This is a genomic window from Sphingobacterium sp. GVS05A (genome assembly GCF_019969845.1).
GTDB lineage: Bacteria > Bacteroidota > Bacteroidia > Sphingobacteriales > Sphingobacteriaceae > Sphingobacterium.
Map to the genome: position 1 here is coordinate 302,857 of NZ_JAHXYR010000009.1, position 23,871 is coordinate 326,727.

At 38.4% G+C, this 23,871-nt stretch carries 25 protein-coding genes; 16 read left to right on the top strand and 9 right to left on the bottom strand.

Annotation, left to right across the window (positions count from 1 at the left end):
* Positions 1–107: 107 nt before the first annotated feature.
* On the bottom strand, positions 108–704 hold the full coding sequence (locus LC454_RS21735; protein ID WP_223584546.1) for a porin family protein: 597 nt from the start codon (positions 702–704) through the stop codon (positions 108–110).
* A gap of 88 nt (positions 705–792) precedes the next feature.
* Here LC454_RS21735 and LC454_RS21740 point away from each other — a divergent pair, with 88 nt between their 5' ends.
* From LC454_RS21740 to pruA, 6 genes are all read left to right on the top strand, one after another.
* Positions 793–1,002: a hypothetical protein gene (locus LC454_RS21740; RefSeq protein WP_120261705.1), complete on the top strand. Its 210-nt coding sequence runs from the start codon at positions 793–795 to the stop codon at positions 1,000–1,002.
* A complete protein-coding gene (locus LC454_RS21745; protein WP_223584547.1) occupies positions 999–1,340 on the top strand; it encodes a tRNA-binding protein in 342 nt (113 codons plus the stop codon). Before LC454_RS21740 ends, LC454_RS21745 begins: the two co-directional genes overlap by 4 nt.
* A 9-nt stretch (positions 1,341–1,349) precedes the next feature.
* Positions 1,350–1,817: a nucleoside deaminase gene (locus LC454_RS21750; RefSeq protein ID WP_108636169.1), complete on the top strand. Its 468-nt coding sequence runs from the start codon at positions 1,350–1,352 to the stop codon at positions 1,815–1,817.
* Positions 1,818–1,918: 101 nt separating this feature from the next.
* A complete protein-coding gene (locus LC454_RS21755; RefSeq protein ID WP_223584548.1) occupies positions 1,919–2,527 on the top strand; it encodes a superoxide dismutase in 609 nt (202 codons plus the stop codon).
* Between the two features lie 171 nt (positions 2,528–2,698).
* Complete coding sequence (gene msrA, locus LC454_RS21760; protein ID WP_223584550.1) at positions 2,699–3,352, top strand: peptide-methionine (S)-S-oxide reductase MsrA; 654 nt, start codon at positions 2,699–2,701, stop codon at positions 3,350–3,352.
* A 90-nt stretch (positions 3,353–3,442) separates the two neighbouring features.
* Positions 3,443–5,080 (top strand): L-glutamate gamma-semialdehyde dehydrogenase, encoded by a 1,638-nt coding sequence (pruA, locus tag LC454_RS21765; RefSeq protein WP_223584551.1) that lies wholly within the window; start codon positions 3,443–3,445, stop codon positions 5,078–5,080.
* A 115-nt stretch (positions 5,081–5,195) separates the two neighbouring features.
* On the opposite strand, the gene LC454_RS21770 is transcribed toward pruA, so the two are convergent.
* The 6 genes from LC454_RS21770 to LC454_RS21795 all read right to left on the bottom strand — a co-directional run bounded on the left by LC454_RS21770 (position 5,196) and on the right by LC454_RS21795 (position 11,242).
* Positions 5,196–6,377 (bottom strand): metallophosphoesterase family protein, encoded by a 1,182-nt coding sequence (locus tag LC454_RS21770; protein ID WP_223584552.1) that lies wholly within the window; start codon positions 6,375–6,377, stop codon positions 5,196–5,198.
* Between the two features lie 6 nt (positions 6,378–6,383).
* Complete coding sequence (locus tag LC454_RS21775) at positions 6,384–7,151, bottom strand: endonuclease/exonuclease/phosphatase family protein (protein WP_223584553.1); 768 nt, start codon at positions 7,149–7,151, stop codon at positions 6,384–6,386.
* A 203-nt stretch (positions 7,152–7,354) separates the two neighbouring features.
* Entirely contained in the window at positions 7,355–8,380 is a 1,026-nt protein-coding gene (recA, locus tag LC454_RS21780) for a recombinase RecA (protein WP_223584554.1), read from the bottom strand.
* Between the two features lie 67 nt (positions 8,381–8,447).
* Positions 8,448–9,125 carry an endonuclease III gene (gene nth / locus LC454_RS21785; RefSeq protein ID WP_223584604.1) on the bottom strand — a complete coding sequence of 226 codons (678 nt, stop codon included), beginning with the start codon at positions 9,123–9,125 and terminating at the stop codon, positions 8,448–8,450.
* 216 nt (positions 9,126–9,341) lie between these two features.
* Positions 9,342–9,533: a hypothetical protein gene (locus LC454_RS21790; protein WP_147420472.1), complete on the bottom strand. Its 192-nt coding sequence runs from the start codon at positions 9,531–9,533 to the stop codon at positions 9,342–9,344.
* Between the two features lie 83 nt (positions 9,534–9,616).
* Positions 9,617–11,242, bottom strand: coding sequence for a S8 family peptidase (locus LC454_RS21795; RefSeq protein ID WP_223584555.1), 1,626 nt, complete (start codon positions 11,240–11,242; stop codon positions 9,617–9,619).
* A 291-nt stretch (positions 11,243–11,533) separates the two neighbouring features.
* Here LC454_RS21795 and LC454_RS21800 point away from each other — a divergent pair, with 291 nt between their 5' ends.
* Entirely contained in the window at positions 11,534–13,624 is a 2,091-nt protein-coding gene (locus tag LC454_RS21800) for a S9 family peptidase (RefSeq protein ID WP_223584556.1), read from the top strand.
* A gap of 46 nt (positions 13,625–13,670) precedes the next feature.
* Here LC454_RS21800 and LC454_RS21805 read toward each other — a convergent pair whose 3' ends face one another.
* Positions 13,671–13,934 (bottom strand): hypothetical protein, encoded by a 264-nt coding sequence (locus LC454_RS21805; protein WP_223584558.1) that lies wholly within the window; start codon positions 13,932–13,934, stop codon positions 13,671–13,673.
* Positions 13,935–14,508: 574 nt separating this feature from the next.
* On the opposite strand from LC454_RS21805, the gene LC454_RS21810 reads away from it, so the two are divergent.
* The 6 genes from LC454_RS21810 to LC454_RS21835 all read left to right on the top strand — a co-directional run bounded on the left by LC454_RS21810 (position 14,509) and on the right by LC454_RS21835 (position 20,735).
* Positions 14,509–15,225 carry a GNAT family N-acetyltransferase gene (locus LC454_RS21810; protein WP_223584560.1) on the top strand — a complete coding sequence of 239 codons (717 nt, stop codon included), beginning with the start codon at positions 14,509–14,511 and terminating at the stop codon, positions 15,223–15,225.
* A 142-nt stretch (positions 15,226–15,367) separates the two neighbouring features.
* Entirely contained in the window at positions 15,368–16,552 is a 1,185-nt protein-coding gene (argG, locus tag LC454_RS21815; protein ID WP_120261690.1) for an argininosuccinate synthase, read from the top strand.
* Positions 16,553–16,631: 79 nt separating this feature from the next.
* A complete protein-coding gene (gene argC, locus LC454_RS21820) occupies positions 16,632–17,645 on the top strand; it encodes an N-acetyl-gamma-glutamyl-phosphate reductase (protein WP_223584566.1) in 1,014 nt (337 codons plus the stop codon).
* A 344-nt stretch (positions 17,646–17,989) separates the two neighbouring features.
* Positions 17,990–18,487, top strand: coding sequence for a DUF1648 domain-containing protein (locus LC454_RS21825; protein WP_223584567.1), 498 nt, complete (start codon positions 17,990–17,992; stop codon positions 18,485–18,487).
* A 22-nt stretch (positions 18,488–18,509) separates the two neighbouring features.
* The gene (locus tag LC454_RS21830; protein WP_223584568.1) at positions 18,510–19,241 is read left to right on the top strand and encodes an AAA family ATPase; all 732 of its coding nucleotides are present in this window, start codon (positions 18,510–18,512) and stop codon (positions 19,239–19,241) included.
* A 198-nt stretch (positions 19,242–19,439) separates the two neighbouring features.
* The gene (locus tag LC454_RS21835) at positions 19,440–20,735 is read left to right on the top strand and encodes a DUF3472 domain-containing protein (protein ID WP_223584569.1); all 1,296 of its coding nucleotides are present in this window, start codon (positions 19,440–19,442) and stop codon (positions 20,733–20,735) included.
* 88 nt (positions 20,736–20,823) lie between these two features.
* Here LC454_RS21835 and LC454_RS21840 read toward each other — a convergent pair whose 3' ends face one another.
* Complete coding sequence (locus tag LC454_RS21840; protein WP_223584570.1) at positions 20,824–21,660, bottom strand: hypothetical protein; 837 nt, start codon at positions 21,658–21,660, stop codon at positions 20,824–20,826.
* A gap of 377 nt (positions 21,661–22,037) precedes the next feature.
* Between LC454_RS21840 and LC454_RS21845 the strand changes: the two genes are divergently transcribed.
* The 3 genes from LC454_RS21845 to LC454_RS21855 are packed head-to-tail and all read left to right on the top strand — an operon-like array spanning position 22,038 to position 23,809.
* The gene (locus LC454_RS21845; RefSeq protein WP_223584571.1) at positions 22,038–22,553 is read left to right on the top strand and encodes an RNA polymerase sigma factor; all 516 of its coding nucleotides are present in this window, start codon (positions 22,038–22,040) and stop codon (positions 22,551–22,553) included.
* A gap of 38 nt (positions 22,554–22,591) precedes the next feature.
* Entirely contained in the window at positions 22,592–23,281 is a 690-nt protein-coding gene (locus tag LC454_RS21850; protein WP_223584572.1) for a hypothetical protein, read from the top strand.
* A 6-nt stretch (positions 23,282–23,287) separates the two neighbouring features.
* Entirely contained in the window at positions 23,288–23,809 is a 522-nt protein-coding gene (locus tag LC454_RS21855; RefSeq protein WP_120261681.1) for a DUF4252 domain-containing protein, read from the top strand.
* The last annotated feature ends 62 nt before the right edge of the window (positions 23,810–23,871 follow it).

The following is a 23,871-nucleotide window of genomic DNA, read 5'->3' on the forward strand; positions in this document are numbered from 1 at the left end:
GACAAGAAAAAGGAATAATTTAGAACGGTTCTAAAGTTTCTTAAAATAAAAAGTCCGTTTTGGATAAAAACGGACTTTTTAATGGTATATATACTCGGGTTAATGTACTATAGGATACTGAATAATCTATAGCCTAAACCAATACTCCACATGTTGATTTTTGGATTTGCCTGACTCTCATTGTTGACCTTGTTCAAGCCCATTTCGTAACGTAGATCTACACGCAAGCTCGAAATATCAGCACCGACACCGAAAGCCCAAGAGGTACCACTTTTTTTGTAGCTGTTTGGATTCAACTGATCGATGATTTTGTCTTGGTTATCATCCACTTTAAACGAAAAAATTGGACCAGTCTGGATTCTCGCTCCGATTGGACCCAAGCCAAAACGTTTACCTAATAATACAGGAATATCAACTGTAGTAAACTTAACATCAGTAGTTTCTCCATTTTCTGCTTTTACAGTGGTGTTTTTACCTGTTAAATAGACCTCAGGTTGAACATGGAATCCCAATACACCAACACGTCCATAAAGACCTGCTTGGTAACCTGCTTTATTGTCTGAACTGAAATACTTGCCATCGCTTTTAAATTTAGAAAAATTCAAGGCGCCTTTTAAACCGACCTCAAATCCAGGCAATAGCTGCGCTTGTGCTGTTGCTACGCTACCACAAATCAATAGTAATGCTGGTAAAATCTTTTTCATAATTTTTTATTTATGTATATATTGTATCTTTAAACAAACTTTCACAAGTTTGGTAAAGATATACAAATTTTATACCTAAATCATAGTTATGCTTAAAATTAACGAAGAACAATGGCAGGTTGCGAAAGAAAAACTCCGTCGCAAGTATAACCATCTAAGCGATGAGGATCTTGCTTTTCAAGCAGGCGAGGAAGACAAATTGATCCATAAACTCTCTTCGCGTTTAAAACGCAAACCCTCTTATATTATATTTACAATTGGTAAAGAAATTCAGGACATCGATAGCAATAGATTATGAATGATACCATTAGTTGGACGGATTTCGAAAAATTAGATTTACGTGTGGGAACTATTTTGGACGTACAGGATTTTCCGAAAGCTAAAAAGCCAGCTTATCAATTGAAACTTGATTTTGGGAGTGAAATCGGAATATTGCAAAGCAGTGCCCAGATTACAGTACATTATAGTAAGGAGGAACTGATCGGGAAACAAGTTGTTGCTGTCGTGAATTTCCCAAAGAAACAGATCGCTAATTTTTTTTCTGAGTGTCTAGTGACTGGATTCGCTGATGCAAATGGTGATATTATTTTGACTTCTGTGGACAGAAAATTACCAAATGGATCGAAACTTAGTTAAGTTTGTGGCATGACATTTATAGATTTTGAAGGAACACAATTAATCGATAGCGATGAGTCATTTATGCGCATGGCACTAAATGAAGCAAAGAAAGCTTTCGAAGAAGGAGAGGTTCCAATTGGTGCTGTTATCGTGCATAAAGGACGTATTATCGGTAAAGGGCATAATCTCACACAACGCTTGAATGATGTAACTGCCCATGCTGAAATGCAGGCCTTTACAGCGGCCGCAAATTATCTTGGCGGAAAATATCTGGACGATTGTACATTATATGTGACCATAGAACCCTGCATCATGTGTGCTGGGGCGGCATATTGGACCCATATCAGTAAAATTGTCTACGGTGCGAAGGATGAAAAGCGTGGTTATTCCCATTTTCATGATAAGATTTTACATCCGAAAACCGTCGTTACCCAAGGTGTTTTGCAGGAAGAGTGTGCTGATTTGGTAAAATCATTTTTTCGTCAAAAACGTTAACGAAATATTGAATTTATTGTAACACATAAAAACATAACAGGCTATATTGTGTTATATTTGTATATAAAAACGAAGTAATAAACATTTAAATTAAAATAGATATGGCATTTGAATTAGAAGCGTTACCATACGCAGCCGACGCATTAGAACCACATATTGACAAGACTACAATGGAAATCCACCATGACAGACACCATCAGGCATACGTGGACAACTTAAATAAAGCAATCGCAGGAACAGATGCAGAGAACTTATCTTTATTAGATATTATCAAGAATGTGAGCAAATATTCAGCAGCTGTTCGCAACAATGGTGGTGGTCATTTCAACCACTCTTTGTTTTGGAAAGTTTTAGGTCCAAATGCTGGTGGAGCTCCAACAGGTGAATTGGCAGAAGCAATCAATGCAACTTTCGGTTCTTTTGATGAGTTAAAAAAACAACTTCAGGCTGCTGGTGCTACGCGTTTTGGATCAGGCTGGGCATGGTTGATCGTAGGAGCTGATGGTAAATTAGCGGTAACTTCTACGCCTAATCAAGACAATCCATTGATGGATGTTGCTGAGGTAAAAGGAATACCAGTTTTAGGTATTGACGTTTGGGAACATGCGTACTACTTGAAATTCCAAAATAAACGTCCAGCTTATTTGGAGGAAATCTTTAATGTTATCAATTGGGATGCAGTAGCACAAAATTACGCTGCCGCAAAATAATTGACCATTTTGATAGGTACAAAAGGAAGCGACAATATGAGTTTATTGTCGCTTCTTTGTTTTATGGGATACAGGGTCAAAACAGTAGGTATTTTTGCAATTTGTTGCCGAATATATACGAATCACTGACGATCAGGATCCCTTATCAATCCACAAAGTAATGATATGTCCATGAAAGATATTATTATAATTTTTGCAGTTATTTTTTTGTTGAGTTCTTGTCGAGCTCAAGAGCCGAAGGCCGCGAAATCGGACTTTTCTAAACTACCAGCAAAAAGTGTAGGGAGCTTGGATACGGCAACATTTGCTGCAGGTTGTTTTTGGTGTACTGAAGCACAGTTTAAGGAGTTGAAAGGGGTGCAGAAAGTTGTTTCCGGATATACAGGCGGATGGGTAGTCAATCCCAGCTATGCTCAGGTCTGTACAGGTAATACGGGGCATGCTGAGGCAACCGATATTATTTATGATCCGAAAGTGATCAGTTACGATAAATTATTGGAAGCCTTTTTTGTCGCGCACGACCCTACACAACTCAACCGTCAGGGGGATGATGTAGGGACACAATACCGATCGGCCGTATTTGTCCATAGCAAGGATCAGTTGGATAAAGTGCAGTTTTATATCGCGGCTCTAAATAAGGAGGATGTATATAACGAACCGATCGTAACTGAGGTCGTCCCAGCAGATGTCTTTTATCCCGCAGAGGACTATCATCAAGACTATTATAGGTTAAATGGGAAGGAACCATATTGTCAATTGGTTATTAAACCGAAATTGGAAAAATTTAAACGTATCTTTTCCAAGGTGCTCAAAGAGGGAGAGTAACTTTGGGTATTCATAAAATTTAAGGTAATTTTACTCATGTTGGTACCATTTAGTGTGGTGCTAATAAGTTGAAAAATAAATAATTGTAATATGTCTAAAGGATTTTTTACAGTTCCTGTTCCTGCAAATGAACCGGTGTATACTTACGCTGTCGGAACGAAAGAACGTAAGTTGTTGAAAGCAGCAATTGATGAAGCACGTTCGAAACAAATCGATATCCCAATGTATATTGGTGGTAAAGAAATAACTACTTCTAAAAAAGTAAACCTAGCTCCTCCACATGACCACCAACATATTTTAGGTCAATACAATCAAGGCGAGAAATCTCATGTAACAGATGCAATCAATGCTGCTTTGGCGGCTAAAAAGGATTGGGAGAATCTAGCATGGGAAGATCGTGCCGCGATATTCTTGAAAGCAGCTGAATTGATTTCAGGGAAATACCGTTATGAGTTAAATGCTGCGACAATGTTGGGTCAATCGAAGAACCCATATCAAGCGGAAATTGACTCGGCTTGTGAGATCATAGATTTCTTGCGTTTCAACGTGCAATATATGAGCGAAATCTATAAGCAACAACCTCCTGTATCTGGAAAAGGTGTATGGAACCGCGTAGAACAACGTCCTCTAGAAGGCTTTGTGTTTGCATTGACGCCGTTCAATTTTACAGCTATTGCAGGTAACTTACCTTCATGTGTTGCTATGATGGGAAATGTTGTTGTATGGAAACCATCTAATACGCAGATCTACTCAGCAAACGTACTGATGAAAATCTTCCGTGAAGCTGGACTTCCGGATGGTGTTATCAATTTAGTGTATGTTTCGGGACCAGATGCTGGTGATGTGATTTTCCAACACCCTGATTTTGCTGGTATTCACTTTACTGGTTCAACAGGTGTATTCCAAGATATCTGGAAAACTATCGGTGATAATATCCACCGTTATAAAACTTATCCACGTATCGTCGGTGAGACAGGTGGTAAAGATTTTATTGTTGTACACCCTTCAGCTGATCTAAAAGCTGCAAATACAGCTTTGGTTCGTGGAGCATTTGAATACCAAGGTCAAAAATGTTCAGCAGCCTCACGTGCATATATTCCTAAATCATTGTGGCCAGCATTGAAGGAGTCTATGACAACAGATGTGAAGTCATTTACAATCGGTGGAACTGAGGATTTTACAAATTTTTTCAATGCAGTTATCGACGAGAAATCATTTGATAAATTAGCGAAATACATCGACCGTGCGAAAGAATCCAATGAGGCAGAGATCGTAGTTGGTGGTACTTATGATAAGTCTAAAGGCTATTTCATTCACCCAACGATTATTGAAGCTTCAAAGCCAGATTACGAAACAATGGTTGAAGAATTGTTCGGCCCAGTATTGACCGTATACGTTTATGAAGATGCTAAGTTCGAAGAAACATTAGATATCGTTGATACAACTTCGATCTATGCATTGACTGGTTCAATTATCGCACAAGACCGCTATGCCATTAATTTAGCTACAGATAAATTGAGACATGCTGCGGGTAACTTCTATGTGAATGATAAATGTACTGGTGCTGTGGTGGGTCAACAACCATTTGGTGGTTCGAGAGGTTCAGGTACAAACGACAAAGCTGGATCTATGATCAACTTGTTGCGTTGGGTATCTCCACGTACAATCAAAGAAACCTTCAATCCGGATACGGATTACAGATATCCTTTCTTAGAAAAAGGCGAATAAAATAAATCGAATTATCTCCTGCACGGACGGTAGCCATAGCTTGGTTGCAAGCTCTATCGACGATAACGGATACATTCAACATAATAAAGGCACTCCGCTATGTGGAGTGCCTTTGTTATTTTTTAAACTGTCCGAGTTCGGTTCCATCGTCTCGGATCATTCGAATAGCCAATGATTTGGCAGATCCCGAAATATCGATAATGGTCCTTTTTCCAGCTTTTGGACCACCGCCTATAAATACAGGATAATTGTGATCCTTATCTGCTGGATAGTATCCATATTGATGCGTATGGCCAGAGACCATCGCATCTATTTTATATTTCTGAAACAAAGGATGGAAGCATTCCCGGTTATGCAATGTGCCATGCCATTCATCTGAATGGAATATAGGGATATGGCTGATAACCACCGTATGTTGGGCCGATTTTCTTTCTTTAGATTGTAATACAGTTTCCAGCCACTTTGCCTGTTCTTTTCTGTAATTGTCGTAATCTACGGTACCAGCATACACTTCATGGCTGTCGGGTTTATCCTCACCGCTGTCCAGCATAATCCAAAAAATAGGTCCCCTTTTGAAAGCTTGGTAATATTTATTGTTGGGATAACCGAAATACCTTTTGAAATTGCGGGCAAAGGAGCCTCTCGTTTCATGGTTCCCACGGTTCATAATGAAAGGTTTACCTGTCGCAATGAATTCGATAGGCTTCAATAATTTTTCTGTAATGTCTTCCTGATTGCTCACATAATGAAAAGAGTCTCCATTCAGGACAAAGAAATCATAGATTGAGGTGTCTTGATTGGGGACAAGATCACGATAGCTACTTTTTTCTTCATGGACATCATTATAGACCAGGCAACGAATTTCTTCTTGATTGTTTTTCGCCAGCTTGGCCTCAAAGATTGGCGTTTCGATTTCTTGCGCATAGACAATCTTATAGGGATCGAATTTTTGAATTTCTTTTGCCTTGATGCGATAGCGGAATGATCGGGGAGCCTCTTCGACAGTAAAATGAAAGAAATCTGTATTTGCATTAATCATACCATCTTCGGATTGATGGATTGTTTGCTGTACATTACCTGCATTGTCAAGGATTTCCAACCAAGCTAGAGCAGGTTTGCTCAAGATCGTAAAGATGCTGATGCCTTTCTCTGTCTGGTTTTGTAAGTAAGCAGGTACTATAAAACTAAAATCTCCTTCGAGATTTTCTGTTTCTGTTTCTTTAGCGACGCTGATATTGGGCAATGTAATTCCTGCCAGCGCTAGCGCTTCTAAAAATCTTCTTCTATTAAAATTCATAATGGGTTATTTAATTTCGATTTCAACATATAATGGCCGATGGTCGCTCGCATATTTCTCTTCAAGGACACGGTGGTTGAAGAATTTTGGATGTGATGACGTATTGACCATAATATAGTCTATTTCGGTATTAGGCTTATCTTGTGGAAAGGTTAATCCATTTTGACTCGTCGTTTTTGTGAATATTTTGCCAAGTTCTACGATTGCAGGATCAGTGGGTTCGGAGTTTAAATCGCCGACCAGAATCGTCGGTAGCTTTTCATTTTTGAAACGGGATGTAATGAACTTAGCCTGTGCGATTTTGTTTTTGTCTTTTAGATCCAAGTGAGTGTTCGCAAATAAGATCTTCCTATTGTTGATACGCACTTCAACAATGGATAAGCTTCGACGTTCGCTTTCGACGGGGGAAGGTAGAAAATGTTTTTCTGCACGTTCTATTGGATGTTTCGATAATATTGCTGTGCCATATTCACCTTTTTCAAGGTCTATTCCTTTGGAGAAAATGTAGTGCATTCCTGTTAGCTCAGCTAATCTTTTGGCTTGATCCTCGTTGTGGGAGCGCCCTAGGTTGACATCAATTTCTTGCAATCCTACAAGGTCCGCATTACTGTTTTTAATAATTTGAGCGATGGTATCGAGATTGACAACAGATTCCTTTTCTGAGGGTGGATTCCCATGATGAATATTGAAGGAAAGTACGCGGATTTTTTGTGCACTTAGATGGAATACTGATCCAAAAAGGATCAAAAGAAATGCAATTAGCTTATGGTTCATTTTTCAAAGTTAAGTTTAGAATGAAGTCAGCGATTTATGTTCGCTCCGCTAAAAATACTAAAATCATAGCGTACAAACTCAAAACTTTGGACATGTAACAAAATAATCATTTAAACTTAATGGAGGTTTTGTGAGGGGAGGGAGCAAAAAAATAGCCATCCCAAAAAGGATGGCTACCTACATTATACTAATTTTTACAGCAACTAGTCTTTATTTTCCTCTACATGAAGCATTGGATCTTCTCCTGTTACTTCAGTACGGATTTTTGCCTCAAGTTCATCCATTAGATCTGGATTGTCAAACAATAGGGCTTTTACAGCATCTCTACCTTGTCCTAATTTGGTTTCACCATAGCTAAACCATGAACCCGCTTTTTTGATGATGCCATATTCAACACCTAAGTCAATGATTTCACCGACTTTTGAGATACCTTCACCAAAGATGATATCAAACTCCGCAATACGGAAAGGAGGTGCTACTTTATTTTTTACAATTTTAACTTTTACACGGTTACCAGATACCTCGTCAGAATCTTTAATCTGTGATGTACGACGGATATCCAAACGTACAGAAGCATAGAACTTCAATGCGTTACCACCAGTTGTTGTTTCTGGGTTACCGAACATCACACCAATTTTTTCACGTAATTGGTTGATGAAAATACAACAACAGTTTGTTTTGGAAATTGTTCCGGTCAATTTACGTAATGCTTGAGACATTAAACGGGCTTGAAGACCCATTTTTGAATCACCCATTTCACCTTCAATCTCACCTTTAGGTACTAATGCAGCTACAGAGTCAATTACAATAACATCAATGGCACCTGAGCGAATTAAATTGTCCGCAATTTCTAAACCTTGTTCACCATTATCTGGCTGAGAAATTAATAAGTTCTCAACATCAACACCTAGCTTTTGTGCATAATATTTATCAAAAGCGTGTTCCGCATCAATAATTGCTGCAATACCGCCTTTTTTCTGTGCTTCAGCAACAATGTGTGTTGCTAATGTCGTTTTACCCGAAGATTCAGGTCCATATATTTCAATGATACGCCCTTTTGGAACACCGCCAATTCCTAAAGCAATATCCAGACCTAAGGATCCTGTAGAAATCGCCTCGATAGGCTCAACAGCTGTATCTCCTAATTTCATAATCGAACCTTTTCCAAAGTTCTTTTCCAATTTATCTAACGTCAGCTGTAACGCTTTTAATTTATCTGTGTTGCTCATATTTTTAGTATATATTTATCAAAATTAAAAATAAAAAATAATAAACCAAATGTTTTCACTAAAAAAATTAGTTTTTTATTTCTATTGTGCTTTGAGCACTCTTTATGTGATGGGTTTTCTCAAAGTATTTACACATGTAGGTAATCGGGCATTTTTCGCAAAGCGGTTTTCGGGCCAGACAAATATATCGTCCATGCAGGATCAACCAATGGTGCGCAACGGCAATGGTCTCTTTCGGGAGATTTTTGACTAATTGTTTCTCTACCGCCAATGGGGTTGTTGCTCGGTAGGTTAAACCAAGCCGGTTAGCCACACGGAATACATGTGTATCGACAGCCATTGCAGGGTTATGATATACCACAGAAGAAATGACATTGGCCGTTTTTCTACCAACGCCTGGGAGTTTAACCAAATCCTCAATCTGCTCAGGCACGATATTGTTAAATTTTTCAATAAGCATTTGTGCCATTCCTACCAGATGCTTGGCTTTGTTATTTGGATAGCTTACCGAGCGGATATAAGTAAATACTTCATCGACGCTTGAAGCGGCTAAAGTATGTGCGTCCGGGTAACGTTCAAATAGCTTTGGCGTTACCTGATTAATTCTCTTGTCTGTGCATTGGGCAGACAGAATAACCGCCACGAGTAATTCATAAGGATTACTATAGTTGAGCTCTGTTTGCGCATCGGGATTATTTTTGGTAAAATATTCCACAAAAGCCTTGTATCGTTCTTGTTTTAACATCACTCCAAAACTACCCAAAATTTCCATTAAAAAAGAAAACTTGCGGCTTACTCAGTGCTTATCAAATTGATTTTTACAGTATAAATAGATAATGAAATAATTCGCGTAACATGAGGCTTACGGCATTATTTTAGGAATACTATGAAGCTATTTATCGACTTAGGTAATGAGGGAGGGGGGGGATTTTATTCCAATAAATAAGGCCTAATCTCAGGATTAGGCCTTTCTTTTTTCCATTTGTTTGGAATATGCCATGATATTCGCAATACATTTTTTGCTTGGATTAAGCAACATTTTGGGTAATTGAAGTTTCAATTCATTTTCTATATCCTCATCAGTCATTACCTTCTCGTTTTGGGTTAGTAAATTTTGAACTTCGTTTTCTGATTGGGTAAAGTTTTCTACCATAAGCATCTTAAGTTTTGTCCCTGTAAGTTAATTAATTAAACGGACAAAAGATAGTTTTGGTATACGAAAAATGAGAATATTATTTATTTTTTCTTTTTATTACTAAATTCTTCGGCCTTTATGATGGCATTATATGCATTGACAATTCCTCCAGTGACAGAAATATCCGAAAATTTGACCGTTTTTGTGGCCTCTTCACTAATTTTTACCTGGACCGTTTGTTCCGGCTTTACAACAGATTCCAGAATAATTTGCTTGGTTTCTGCAGCAGAGAGATTGGGGTAATAAGAGCGTATCATAGCTGCTAGTCCCGCAACGACAGGGGCAGCCATACTTGTACCTTGTTCTTCTTTATATTTTGAATCTGGAATAGTAGAATTAATCCGCACACCCGGAGCAAAAACATCAACTGTTTTTTTTCCATAATTGGAAAAGTCTGCTAGAAGTTCGTTGTCCGGATGTAAACCACTTGCTCCGACAGTGATCCAGGTATTTGCTATTCCTGTGGTATCCCCCTTCGCATTCGTATAGTATTTCATTGGAAAATTGGGCTCCACATCATTATCCTCACTGTCATTTCCGGCAGCATGTACCAGTAGGACATCTTTGGATTCAGCATATTTAACAGCGTCATCCACTGTTTGCTTGTTGTGTGAGTAGCTTTTTCCGAAGCTCATATTGAGCACTTTCGCTCCATTATCTACTGCATAACGGATCGCATTTGCGACATCTTTATCATGTTCATCGCCATCCGGCACCAAACGTACTGTTAGTATTTTGACATTGTCTGCAACACCGTTTATACCAATATTATTGTTGCGTTTAGCACCGATGATGCCCGCAACATGACTTCCATGGAGCGCATCAGGCCCCTTTACATCCGCATTTCCGTAATGACGTTCGGAAGCATCCTCGTAATTGTCGCCAATAATGGGACGGGAGTCATATTCTTTATTTAAATGGTAGTCAACTTGATTGTTGAAATACTTCGCTCCCTCAGTGATATCGTCAAAAAATTTGACAAAGCCATTCGTTTGAATTTCGTCTTTTGCATAACCCAGAGCGATACGTTGATTGTTCGATTTTGGATTGAAATTTTCTAGATCAGCCAATGTGATTTCTTCAGGTTTTTTGCCTATTTCACGAACCACAGCGTCCAAATTGCGCTTAAGGGCATCATAGGAAAACTGTCCCATTTTGGCTTCTTCGAGCTTATTCTTGTATTTTGCCACCATTTCTTGATACGCTAAAAAAGCCTTTCTGTCTGCTTCATTCAGCTCAGTGGTTGGGGTGACGTGGGCAAATTTTTTGTCTAAAATCCGCAATTGCCTTGTTAATTCCAGATTGTCAAATTGAACATCTTTTCCATCGGCGTTACCAATAAAGTTCCAGCCATATTTGTCATTGATATAGCCATTACCATCAGCATCTTTCCCGTTGGAAAGACTGTCTTTTGTATTGATCCAAACGACATCCTTCAGATCTTCGTGGAAAACATCCACACCACCGTCTAATACACCGACAATAACGGGTGTTGATTTTTTTCCCTTTAATAAAGTTTTATACGCTTTCTCCGTACTGATACCCATTACACCATCCGTGTTGTAATCTAAGTTATACCAATTCAGAGGAACAGCCTCAGCCTGAGCAAAGGTGGTCATCGGCAAAGCACCCAAGGCAATCAGATATAGTGATTTCTTTAAATTCATAAAATTTTCTCCTAGCACAGTAGCAAATATAGTATTATTGGCCCTGTTGAATTGTTAATTTTTATTAAAAGTGACTTTTATGTAGATAATGAAGGAGACAGAATAGATCGGCTTATAATATATATATCAAAATGAAGGGGATATTACAGTCAATCTATTCCTGTTTATATATAGTTTTGCTATTTCTCTAGAAATGCATTAAATTCAATGTTCTGGGGAGTGATAGAATAGCAAAGTACAAATCGTATTTGTTTTTATTTAAAAAAGAGATTTAGCGCATTCATATTATATATGCAACATAACAAAAATATACCGTGGCCGGAAGTTTTGGCTCCAATAGCTGCAGTGCATCCTTATAAAAGACAGATTCATGGAGATACTGTCATTGACGATTATTACTGGATGATTGACTATTTCAAAAAAGGACAACGATCAGCGGAGGTTATCGACTATCTGACCGCGGAAAATACCTATACTGCCGCGATGTTAAAGGAGACGGAATCTTTTCAAGAAGACTTATTCCGGGAAATGAAATCTCGCATCAAGGAAAAAGATGAGTCGGTACCCTATTTTAAAAATGGTTACTATTATTACAGTAGAACAGAGGAAGGAAATCAATATTTCAAGTTTTGCCGTAAGAAAGGGACCTTAGATGCTGACGAAGAGCTCTTATTGGATATAGATCATCTCGCAGAAGGTTATGCCTATTACGCAGCAAAAGGCTTTTCGATCAGTCCTGACAATCGCTTGTTGGCTTTTAGTGTGGATACAGTTTCCCGAAGGGAATACACGGTATATATCAAGAATCTGGAGACAGGTGAGATCTACCCCGATCGGATCGCTAATACCGAAGGTGCTGCAATTTGGGCTAATGATAACCAGACCCTGTTTTATACAGCCAAGAACCCCGTAACATTACTGAGTGAAAAAATTATGCGGCATACGCTTGGAACCGATGTTTCCGCAGATGTGTCTGTGTATGAGGAAAAAGATAACACAAATTATATCGCAGTTGGTAAATCAAAAAATGGTAAATACATTATTATCAGTTCGGAAGGTACCCTGTCCTCTGAAATATGGTTGTTGGATGCCGATCTTCCCAGTAATGATTTTAAGTTGTTTCAACCACGCCGAAATGATGTGCTTTACACCATAGTTCCTTTGGAGGATCGTTTTTTAATATTGACCAATGATGAAGCTATTAATTTCAGAATTATGCAATGTCCATTGGACAAAACAGATCGGGAACATTGGACCACATTTATAGCGCATCGGCCAGATGTCCTCGTAAGCGATATTGAGGAATTCAGATCATTTTTGGCAATAGCTGAACGAAAAGATGGATTGACACAGTTGGCAATTTATGATCTGAACAGCCAAGAGCAGCATTATCTGGATTTTGGAGAGGTGGCCTATACAGTATATCCAGGGATAAATGTTGAATACAATTCCGAAAACCTGCGTTATGGATATACTTCATTGGTAACACCTAGTTCCGTATACGCGTATAATATGGGGGATCGCAGCAAAACATTGTTGAAACAACAGGAAGTTTTGGGCGGCTATGACCAGAGTGCCTATAAGACTGAACGTATCTATGCTTTGGCGAGGGATGGAGTAAGGGTGCCTATTTCTCTTGTTTATAAGGAGGGAACTCAATTAGATGGCACAGCTCCCTTATTGCAATATGCCTATGGTTCTTATGGAGCCTCTATGGATCCTAGTTTTTCCAGCAATCGCTTGAGTTTATTGGATCGTGGTTTTATATATGCATTGGCCCATATTCGTGGTGGCGAAGAAATGGGGCGTCAGTGGTATGAGGATGGGAAGATGATGCATAAAATGAATACTTTTTATGATTTTGTGGATTGTGGTAAGTGTCTTATTGAACGACGTTATACATCGCCAGACCACCTTTATGCGCAAGGAGGCAGTGCCGGAGGACTTCTGATGGGCGTAGTTGCGAATATTGCAGCAGCGCAATATCAGGGTATTATAGCACAGGTGCCATTTGTGGATGTTGTGAATACCATGTTGGATGAGACAATACCATTAACAACAAATGAGTATGATGAATGGGGCAATCCCAATGAGTCTGATGCTTATTTTTATATGAAAAGTTATTCACCTTATGAGAATATCGAGCCGAAAGAATATCCAAATCTACTGGTTACAACGGGATTGCACGATAGCCAGGTTCAATATTTTGAGCCCGCCAAATGGGTAGCAAAATTACGGACGGTCAAAACCGGGAATTCCGTTTTACTTTTGAAGACGGATATGGATTATGGACATGGAGGTGCCTCGGGCAGATTTGACTATTTGAAAGAAATTGCGATGGAATATGCCTTTCTGTTTAAACTGGAAGGGATCGGCCACTAAAATAGAATATGATGACAACAATAAAAAAGCGGCAAAAGCCGCTTTTTTATTGTTGAGCATGATTGATGCTATCCTGTTGTTTTTGTAAACGTTCTTCTCGTTCGATTTCTCGAGAATCGATTTGATGTTGCTGATAGTTGTCCATCGCAACTTTGCTTGCTTTCTGCGATACGTAGATCGCCAATATGGCAACTATAGTGATAACTGCAAGCCCCCAAGCATATTTATGTTTGTCCTGTTTGACAAGCCAATACATAAAGATGATATAAGGCACAGCAAAGATAATATAGAAAATTAAACTCGGTGACATGCTATTTTCCTCTAAATGATGTATACAAAAGTATCGTTTTTGTCTAAAAATAACGAACCCATAGAAAAAACACTGCTTTTCAATTGACAAAGCCTTAAACCTTTATCAGTTTTATTGTCAAATTAATATCAGTTGGAGTGTGGGGGCATGCCCCAGTTATAGTTGATTAATTGCTTGAAAATGAAGGTTGCAGGGCGGTTTTGATGCTTGATTGTAATTTTTTAATTTTTGCAAAAAATCCATGATAATATTGTGGAAAAGAAAAAAATATTTTTATACATTTGCATCGTCAGAAACAATTGACAGAGAAATAAAATGAAACAGAGCAAAAAGAACGACTATTCTTATACTCAAACTTTTGAGAAGTTTATGAGAAAGGTGTTCTGTGCTTTCATTTTCGTAGAAATACCTGTTTTACGCTTCCGACGACCCATACTACCTCGGGCTTGATTTGAGGTAGTGAATCTTTCCAAGCAAAACCATGATTGTCCGATGGTTTTTGAATCCATTATTTTATTTATTCAGTAACAAAACGCAGCAATAGTTGTTGTTTTATTATTAGGGTCGTAAGTCAATGACTATATCAGATTTTTTAATTATTCCGGCTAAACCTGAGCATGCGCACTATGCAGAGGTTATTTGCAACGAAATGTTCGAGTCTGCAAAGGCTCGTGGTACTGGTATTGCGCGTCGTAAACCAGAGTATGTTGCCAAGAAAATGAATGAAGGTAAAGCAGTGATTGCTTTGCATAGAGACGGTCGATGGGCAGGGTTTTGCTATATTGAAACTTGGGGCCATGGCGATTACGTCGCAAATTCAGGACTTATTGTCAATCCCGAATTTCGAAAAGTTGGTTTGGCAAAAGCCATTAAGAAAAGGGTGTTTGATTTGTCTCGTGAGCAATATCCCAAAGCGAAGATATTTGGTCTGACAACGGGTTTTGCTGTCATGAAAATTAATTCGGAACTGGGGTATGAACCGGTACCTTATTCAGAATTGACGACCGATGACGAATTTTGGAAAGGATGTCAGAGCTGTGTTAATTACGAGATCTTAATGAGCAAGGACCGTAAGAACTGCATGTGTACAGCTATGCTTTGGGATCCCGAGGAAAAAGAACGTGAACTGAGAGAAAAGATTCAGCGCAAGCATGAAGCAAAGGAGCGTTTGGAAAGAATCACACAAAAACAATCGTTATTAAAACGTATACAGGCAAAGTTTTGGAAGTCGGCAAATAAGTTTATTGCGGTCAATTTTCCAAAGCATAATAAAGTTGCCAAAGGATTTTAATAAGAATCATACATAGCATGTCAACTGGCGTAGCAGCCATTGAAAATAAATAATGAACAGGCAATGAAACGGTCAATTTAGGGTTTGAATAGAGCCGGATTGGTTCATAATCGTTTCACCACATTAAAAACAATTTATCTCAATGAAAAAAGTAGTTTTAGCATTCAGCGGAGGATTAGATACTTCGTTTTGTTGTATTTATCTGACGCAAGATTTAGGTTTAGAGGTTCATTCCGTTGTCGTAAATACAGGTGGTTTTTCGGATGAAGAATTGAAGAATATTGAAGCACGTGCTTATGCATTAGGCGTAAAATCACATACAGCGATTGACGAAACAGCAGACTATTACCGCGAAACTATTAAATACTTGATTTTTGGTAATGTGTTGAAAAATGCAACATACCCATTGTCAGTATCCGCTGAACGTGTATGTCAGGCAACTGCCATTGCAAACTATGCGAAGAAAATCGGAGCTGAATGTGTTGCACATGGTTCTACTGGTGCTGGAAATGACCAAGTACGTTTTGACATGATTTTTCAAACCTTGATCCCAGGGGTTGAAATTATCACACCTATTCGTGATCTACAGTTATCCCGTGAAGCTGAAATAGAATACTTGAATAAACATGGTGTTGAATATTCGGCAGAAAAAGCCAAGTATTCGATCAACAAAGGTCTTTGGGGTACTTCTGTAGGTGGAGCAGAAACATTGACATCCAATCAATATTTACCGGAATCAGCATGGCCAACACCAGTGACTTCTTCAGAACCCCAACAGATCACAATAGATTTTGAAAAAGGCGAGCCAGTTGCTTTAAACGGAGAGAAAATGGCATCTGTGAAAGTTATTCAGGAACTGCAGGCAATTGCGCAGCCTTATGGCATCGGTCGTGATATTCACGTAGGTGATACAATCATTGGTATCAAAGGTCGTGTAGGTTTTGAAGCCGCAGCTTCAGTGATTTTAATTAAGGCACACCACACCTTGGAAAAACATACGCTGACTAAATGGCAATTATCGTGGAAAGATCAAATCGCTGCTTTCTATGGAAATTATATGCACGAAGGACAGATGCACGATCCTGTGATGCGCGATATTGAAGCATTCTTACAGTCTTCACAAGACACTGTAACGGGCCGTGTGATCGTTGAATTGCATCCTTATCGTTTTGTTGTGATTGGTATTGAGTCTGAGCATGATTTAATGTCCAATAAATTCGGTAGCTACGGTGAGATGAATAAAGGTTATACTGGTGATGATGTGAAAGGTTTCTCGAAAATTTTCGGAAACCAGACTATTATCTGGCATAAAGTAAATCAAAAATAAAGAAATAAGGATACTTCTGTAAGCCACCGGCTTGCAGAAGTAAAGTCTTAATACTAGCTACTCAATACGAAATAAAAATATGATAAAAGTAGGAATCGTTGGTTCAGCAGGATATACAGGCGGAGAATTATTGCGGGTATTGATTTATCATCCTGAAGTAGAAATTGTGTTTGCTAACAGTGCATCTAACGCAGGTAACAAATTATATGAAGTTCACAATGATCTGTTCGGTGATACAGAACTAACCTTCTCTTCTGACTTTCATAGTGATATTGACGTCTTGTTTCTATGTGTAGGACATGGTGATGCACGTAAGTTTTTAGATGCGAATCCGGTAGCATCAGCTGTAAAGATTATCGACCTTTCGCAAGATTATCGTCTTCGGGCAAATACATTATACCAAGGGCAGCAATTTGTATATGGACTTCCGGAATTAAATAGGGAAGCGATCAGATCTGCGCAGTATATTGCCAATCCGGGTTGTTTTGCCACCAATATTCAATTGGCATTATTGCCATTGGCGAGCAAGGGCTTATTACCCGATCAGATTCATGTTAATGCAACGACCGGATCTACTGGTGCCGGACAGAAGCCTGGGGCAACCACGCACTTCTCTTGGCGTAACAACAATCTTTCTGCATACAAGTCTTTCGAACATCAACACCTACAGGAAATTTCGGAGTCCTTGGATCAATTACAAAGTGGATTTTTGCCAGCGTCTGGTGATTCGTTGTTAGCGCGGGCTGCTGAAAAGATAAATTTCGTTCCACAGCGTGGTGATTTTGCAAGGGGAATTTTCTCAGCGATTTATGTAGACTCCGATTTAACGGAGGAACAAGCTTACGAGTTGTACGAAGCGTATTATGCAACACATCCATTTACGCACGTTAGCCGCAGCAATATCGACCTCAAACAAGTCGTAAATACCAATAAAAGTATTATCCATTTGGAGAAACATGGAAATAAGTTGCTGATCTTAAATGCTACAGATAATTTGTTGAAAGGAGCATCTGGACAAGCCGTGCAAAATATGAACTTAATGTTCGGATTGAATGAGCGTACAGGATTAAATTTAAAGAGCGTTGGTTTTTAGTTATTTATGACTTATTCAACAGCTGTATTAACAGAATGTGAATAATCAGGATGGGTGAAAACTCCATGAAATACAGTTATCAATATAGTTATTAACACTGTGTGGAAAAGTGAAGAGGATAACCGCTTCACTTTTTTTATGCCCGTAGCGGTTTGTATAAAGAATAATGTGAATACGCTCAATGACTGTTCAGGTATTAGGCCAATTTAAATGCAATATTGGGGTAGTTAGCAGTCGGTTTATGCTTTGTATTGTTACCGTATGTTTCTTAACTTAGTGAGTATAAAATCGAGTTTTATTCGATCTTGTTTAGCCAAACCAATGTAGCGATAATCAATTTCAAAATGGAAAAAAGACCACGTATAAAACTCATACCGACGCTCGGCGATATCATATTGGAATTAATGGGTTACCTGTCCTTATTCACGTTATGGTATCTGGTTGCTATAAATTATTATAAACTACCTGAAACGATTCCAGTGCATTATAATGCTGCAGGAAATGCGGATAGTTTTGGTGGGAAAGAGACTATTTTTGCTTTACCAATTATTGCCACAATACTATTTATAGGGATGACCATCCTAAATCGATTTCCACATATTTTTAACTATCCCGTTCGGATAACTGAAGAAAATGCCTTCCGGCAATATGCGAATGCAAGTTGTATGATACGGTACTTGAAATTTATTGTTGTAGTTATTTTTGGTGTAATCACTTTCAAGGCTATTCCAAATTCGGCAGGAACTTCAGCTGGGTTGGGTGTCTGGTTTCTGCCGTTGACACTGGGATTTATTTTTATTCCTGTGATCTATTACGTTGCACAGACATTTCGGAAAGCTTAGTACTTCATTACGATCACATTCTATGCATTATATTCATTCCATAAGAAATACAAAACCAATCGAGGATCGAATAGCTTATCCATTTAATATTGCTTCAATATTGAATTTGAATGAATTGCGTTTTAGATCCCCCGTAACCTTTATCATTGGCGAGAATGGTTCGGGTAAGTCCACTTTGGTGGAGGCTATTGCAATTAATGCTGGTTTCAATCCCGAAGGAGGTACTAAGAATTTTAATTTCCATACGAAAGATTCCCATTCTGAACTTTTTAATGACCTGCAGGTCATAAGAACAGCCTTTCGTGAAAATGATGGGTTTTTCTTACGGGCCGAAAGCTTTTATAATGTGGCAACTGAGGTTGATGATGTATTTGAAGATGATTTGGGAGCTCTCGAGACAAATTATGGTGGTTCATTGCATGAGTGCTCTCATGGAGAGAGTTTTCTTAATTTAATGCATAAACGCTTTTCGGGACGTGGACTGTATCTGCTTGATGAACCTGAATCAGCACTTTCCATCAATAGTCAATTTCGGCTACTAACGAGAATGAATCAATTGGTCAATGATAAGTCCCAATTTATTATTGCTACCCATTCACCAATTTTGCTGGCTTATCCAAACGCGGAGATTTATACCGTGTCTGAATTCGGCTTGCAACAGGTGGAATATGAAGAAACGGAACAGTTTAAACTCTATACGTATTTTCTGAATAATTATCAGAAGATGGTTACCGAACTCAGCTTACATGAATAGGTATTGTTTTAATACTATTTTTTTTACACAATCGATTGATGTACATTTGGTTTCTTTTCATCACAATCTAAGTTTTATCTTCATAAAATAATCCAGTTTCCCTGAACAATTATAAATCTGCTTTACAATCTAGAGGCAGGGGCAGGAACGATGATTATAAAAAAAGAAACGGGCAATAGCCCATTAGATTATACCCAAATGGAAAGAAAACATTTTATTAAGTATTTTTTTTTAGGTGCCTTATCTTGCCTTTCATTAGGTGTTAATGCGCAGATCTCTACGAAATCTTATTCTGTTCCGCTCGCGGGCAATGCTTTTATTACTACCGGACAAGGTGGTGGTGCAGAAATTTCAGGCCGCAATGGATTGGTGAAATGGTCGAGTGACCAAAGCATTGCATCGGTATATTTCAGAACTGAGAAAACCGGAAATCTTGAATTGAAGCTCAAAGCAAAAGCCGATGCTGGAAATTCCTCCAAAATAGAGATTTCTGCCTTGGGAAAAAAGAGTTCCTTAGATATCAAAGGGACTGAGCTATCCGAAACAGCGGCCTTGGCTATTCATGTCAAAACGCCGGGCTACGTACAGGTGAATTTAAAAGGATTAAGTAAGTCGGGTGATACCTTTGCCGATGTAACAGAATTAATTGTTAGTGGAGAAGCTGCATCTGAAGGTCTTACCTACTCAAATGATCCTGATTATTACTATTGGTCGCGTCGTGGTCCTTCCTGTCATTTAAATTATACGATACCGAGTGAAGGGAATGTCAGCTATTATTACAATGAGGTAACTGTACCAAAAGGAGAAGATAAAATCGGTTCATATTTTATGGCCAATGGTTTTGGAGAGGGCTACTTCGGGATACAGGTGAACTCGGAGACCGAACGACGTATTCTTTTTTCCGTTTGGAGCCCCTTCCATACGGATGATCCCAAAAGTATTCCAGAAGATCAAAAAATCCATTTATTGAAGAAAGGAAAAGACGTGCATACAGGAGAATTTGGTAACGAGGGATCTGGCGGGCAGAGTTACCGTAAATATTTCTGGAAAGCGGGTGAAACCTATAAATTCTTGTTGAAAGGTGTTCCAGATGGAAAAGGAAATACAGACTATACCGCTTGGTTTTTTGTGCCTGAGGAAAATGCATGGAATGTAATTGCTAGTTTCAAACGTCCGCAAACAAATACATATTTAAAAAGATTTCATAGTTTCTTAGAGAATTTTAGTCCGAATCAGGGGTATTTAGGAAGACAGGTGGAATTTAAAAATCAATGGGTTTATGATGGTCAATGGCGCGCTGTTCAATCCGCTTCATTTAGTGTCGATAATACCTACCGTGCTCATCAACGTATTGATGCTATGGGTGGAACGACAAAAAATGGCTACTTTTTAAGAAACGGAGGTTTCTTTAATGAGATTGTTAAACCGGGTAGCAAGTTTGACCTTGTCAATAAAAATACTGCACCGAAAATTGATTTTGAGAAATTACCGTAGCTAAGATGGTAATACAATGATCCACAAATGTACTGTTACAAAAAGTAAGCGCCTGATATTTTAATATTAGGCGCTTACTTTTAAATGACTATTTTTCGGAGAGTTTAATATCTCGTTCTACCGATACATTATCGCCGGTAACGGCATTTCCCTCTTTATCTACCAAGGTTAATTTTACTTTGTTATTCCCCATAGGTAAACCCTTAATCTCATAGGGCCCCCATTTGTCCAAAGTAAAAGTTTGACCGTTAATATCCGCGCTAATCTTGTTACCGTCGGGAGCAATACTTGTGTTGACCAGATAGAAATCTAAAAGGACATTTTTGGTTTCATTACCTTTGTATTCTCCTTTTGGACGAGAATAGAATAAGGATGCTTCTTTAGGTGTTGGCTCCTGTGTCAATTTACCCGTTGCATCTATCTTGAATTTAATCAATTTTGAGGCCTCAGCTGTTTTAATGGATTCGTGATAAGACCGCGACAAAAACGATAGGAGATAATGTTCAGAATTTAGAGCCAAAGTAACACTATGTTCCGGTTTATATAATGCAGTATATGGTTTATTGTCCAAAATAAAGTGGATATGCTGCCCATCATGCGAGTTCGCCATATGAGCTGCATGCTCGTCCGCTGTCATTTCAGTAAGCTTAAAGTTGCTAACATTATATTTCACGGTAACTTTTGCGGAGTCTGTACCTACTTTTTCAGCGCTTATGGAAGAGATTCCTAGACTCGCTCCTGGAAATTGTTTTGAATCTGCAATTGGACTAACGGAAATGGAATCCATTTTCTGTGCAATACTCGTATCGGTACCACCCATTGAATCTGTATGGTCGGTGCCCTTTTTGGTTGAATTATTACATCCAATAGCTCCGATTAATAAAGTTAATGCGGCGGTAATGCCGGTAATTCTGTAGTATTTCATGATCTTTTTATTTAAATTTTTAACACTCAGCATCTTAAATAACAATTGTGCAGGATCTTTTGTTTGTAGTAATGGTAAAACAAGGTTTTGATTGTAGGAATATGTTATATTCAGCTGGAATAAAACTTGTTTAATTGTTCCTGGAAGCAGGTAAGAGCCAGAGCAATCAGAACCTATTATTTGGACAAATAAATATTTTAAAAAAATATTCATATTAGATGTAATAAATAGAATGCTTGAGATGTCTTGCTTATATAGAATGCAAAAATGGTAAAGGAAATGATATAGCGTGTATTTAAAACGAATAAAGAAAAATTAGGTAAGCAGGTTTGTACAATCAAAATCTCAAATCTAGCATCTCAACACTAAATACTAAAATGAACCAAGAACAATTTAAAAATACCGTTTTCGTCCATAAGGATAAGCTATTTCGCTTTGCGAAACGGATCTTGGTTGATGAAGATGAGGCGTTTGATGCGGTTCAAAATGTGATGATGCGTCTATGGCAGGGGAAAGATAAATTGTGCCAATATAAAAATTTAGAGGCATTTTGCATGCAGAGTGTTAAAAATGAAGCACTAAACCGGATAAAAAGAGATAAAGTCCGTACAGATTTTGCCGAACAATATCAGATTATTTCAACAACAGAAAATTCTGTTGGAAATACGAAAGAAATAATTTTAGAGATGATCAACTCGCTGCCTGAGAAGCAGCGTCTTGTAATGCACCTACGCGATGTGGAGGATTATGATATAGAGGAGATCGGTGAAGTGTTGGAAATGGGGGAGTCTGCTGTTAGAGTTAATCTGATGCGGGCCAGACAGAAAGTAAAGGAGCAGTTGACAAAATTATTTAATTATGAAAGCTTCCGGATTTATTCAAATAAAAAATAGATCCAATAGCTATCTTAATAGTGAAACTCAAATTTGTAATGATGAAAAACAGAAGATTAGAGGAATTGAAAGATAAATACTTTGATGGCAAGTCGTCATCGGAGGAAGAAAGGGAACTGAAAAAATCGGATGAACTGTTCTTTCAGCTATTGGATCAGGAAAAGGATGTGAAAATGGACTGGTCGTTTGAGGATTTTGAAAATCAAGTCAAAGCAGATAAAAAAATCATCAGATGGCGAGACAATATCTGGATAAAATATGCTGCTGCGGCAATTCTCCTGGCGGTTATGGGATTAACTTTTTATCTGAATCAAGAGCCAGCTATACAGCCGTCGGTACTTGCTAATAAAGAGATAAAAGAACCTCAAAGACCGTCGACGAAGGAGGTGACGGAGAACAGTGAAGCAACAGTTCATTCGGATGTGGAGACCATAACAAGCAGGGACAGGAAACGAAGTGCAATGCTCACGTCAAATACTTCGAAGCGTTCCAATCAGCGCCTGCAATCAAAGAGAATGATAGCGAAAAAGAAGAAGGTTGTCCAATCTTTGCAGCAAATGGAGGAAGGATACCAAGCGGATTATGTTGTATTAAACGGTAAACCTGTTGCCAACGAAGAGGAGGCTGTAGAACTGACGCTCCGTTCATTGGGATTATTGGCAAATAATCTGGAAAATGGAGTAGATAAAGCAATGAATATAAAACAAATGTCAATATCGATTAACTAAAACAATATGAAAGGATTATTAATAGCTTGCCTTTTACTTGTAGCAAGTATGGCAAACGCACAGATTTCCAAGTTAGATAAACTTTTCGAGCAATATCAAGGGAAAAAAGGAGTAACGACGCTTAAAATTGGAGCCCCTATGTTCAAATTGTTAGGGAACTTAAAAATTGATGATGAGGATATGGAAACGATTACGCCATTACTCAAGAATGTTAAATCTTTACGTATGTTAATTGTAGAAGATGGCGAAGATAAGGACTTGACAGGTATCATTCGTGGTGCGGTTTCAAATTTAAAATACGAGGAACTTATGTCGCTCAACAGTGAAGGTCAAGATATTCGATTCATGGTGGAGAATATGTCTGCGAATGCAGATATCCTCAACAATTTGTTGCTTACAATAAATGGAGATGGGCAAAATTTATTTATGATTCTTGATGGGGCGATACCTTTGAAAGACGTGACAAACTTGGTCAACGAAGGAAACAACAAAGTGAGTAAGGACAAACAGAATAACAATAAAAAGTAGATACTATGAAACCATCATGATTTATTCACTCACACTGGGAAGTGAATAAATCTGATAGCTTC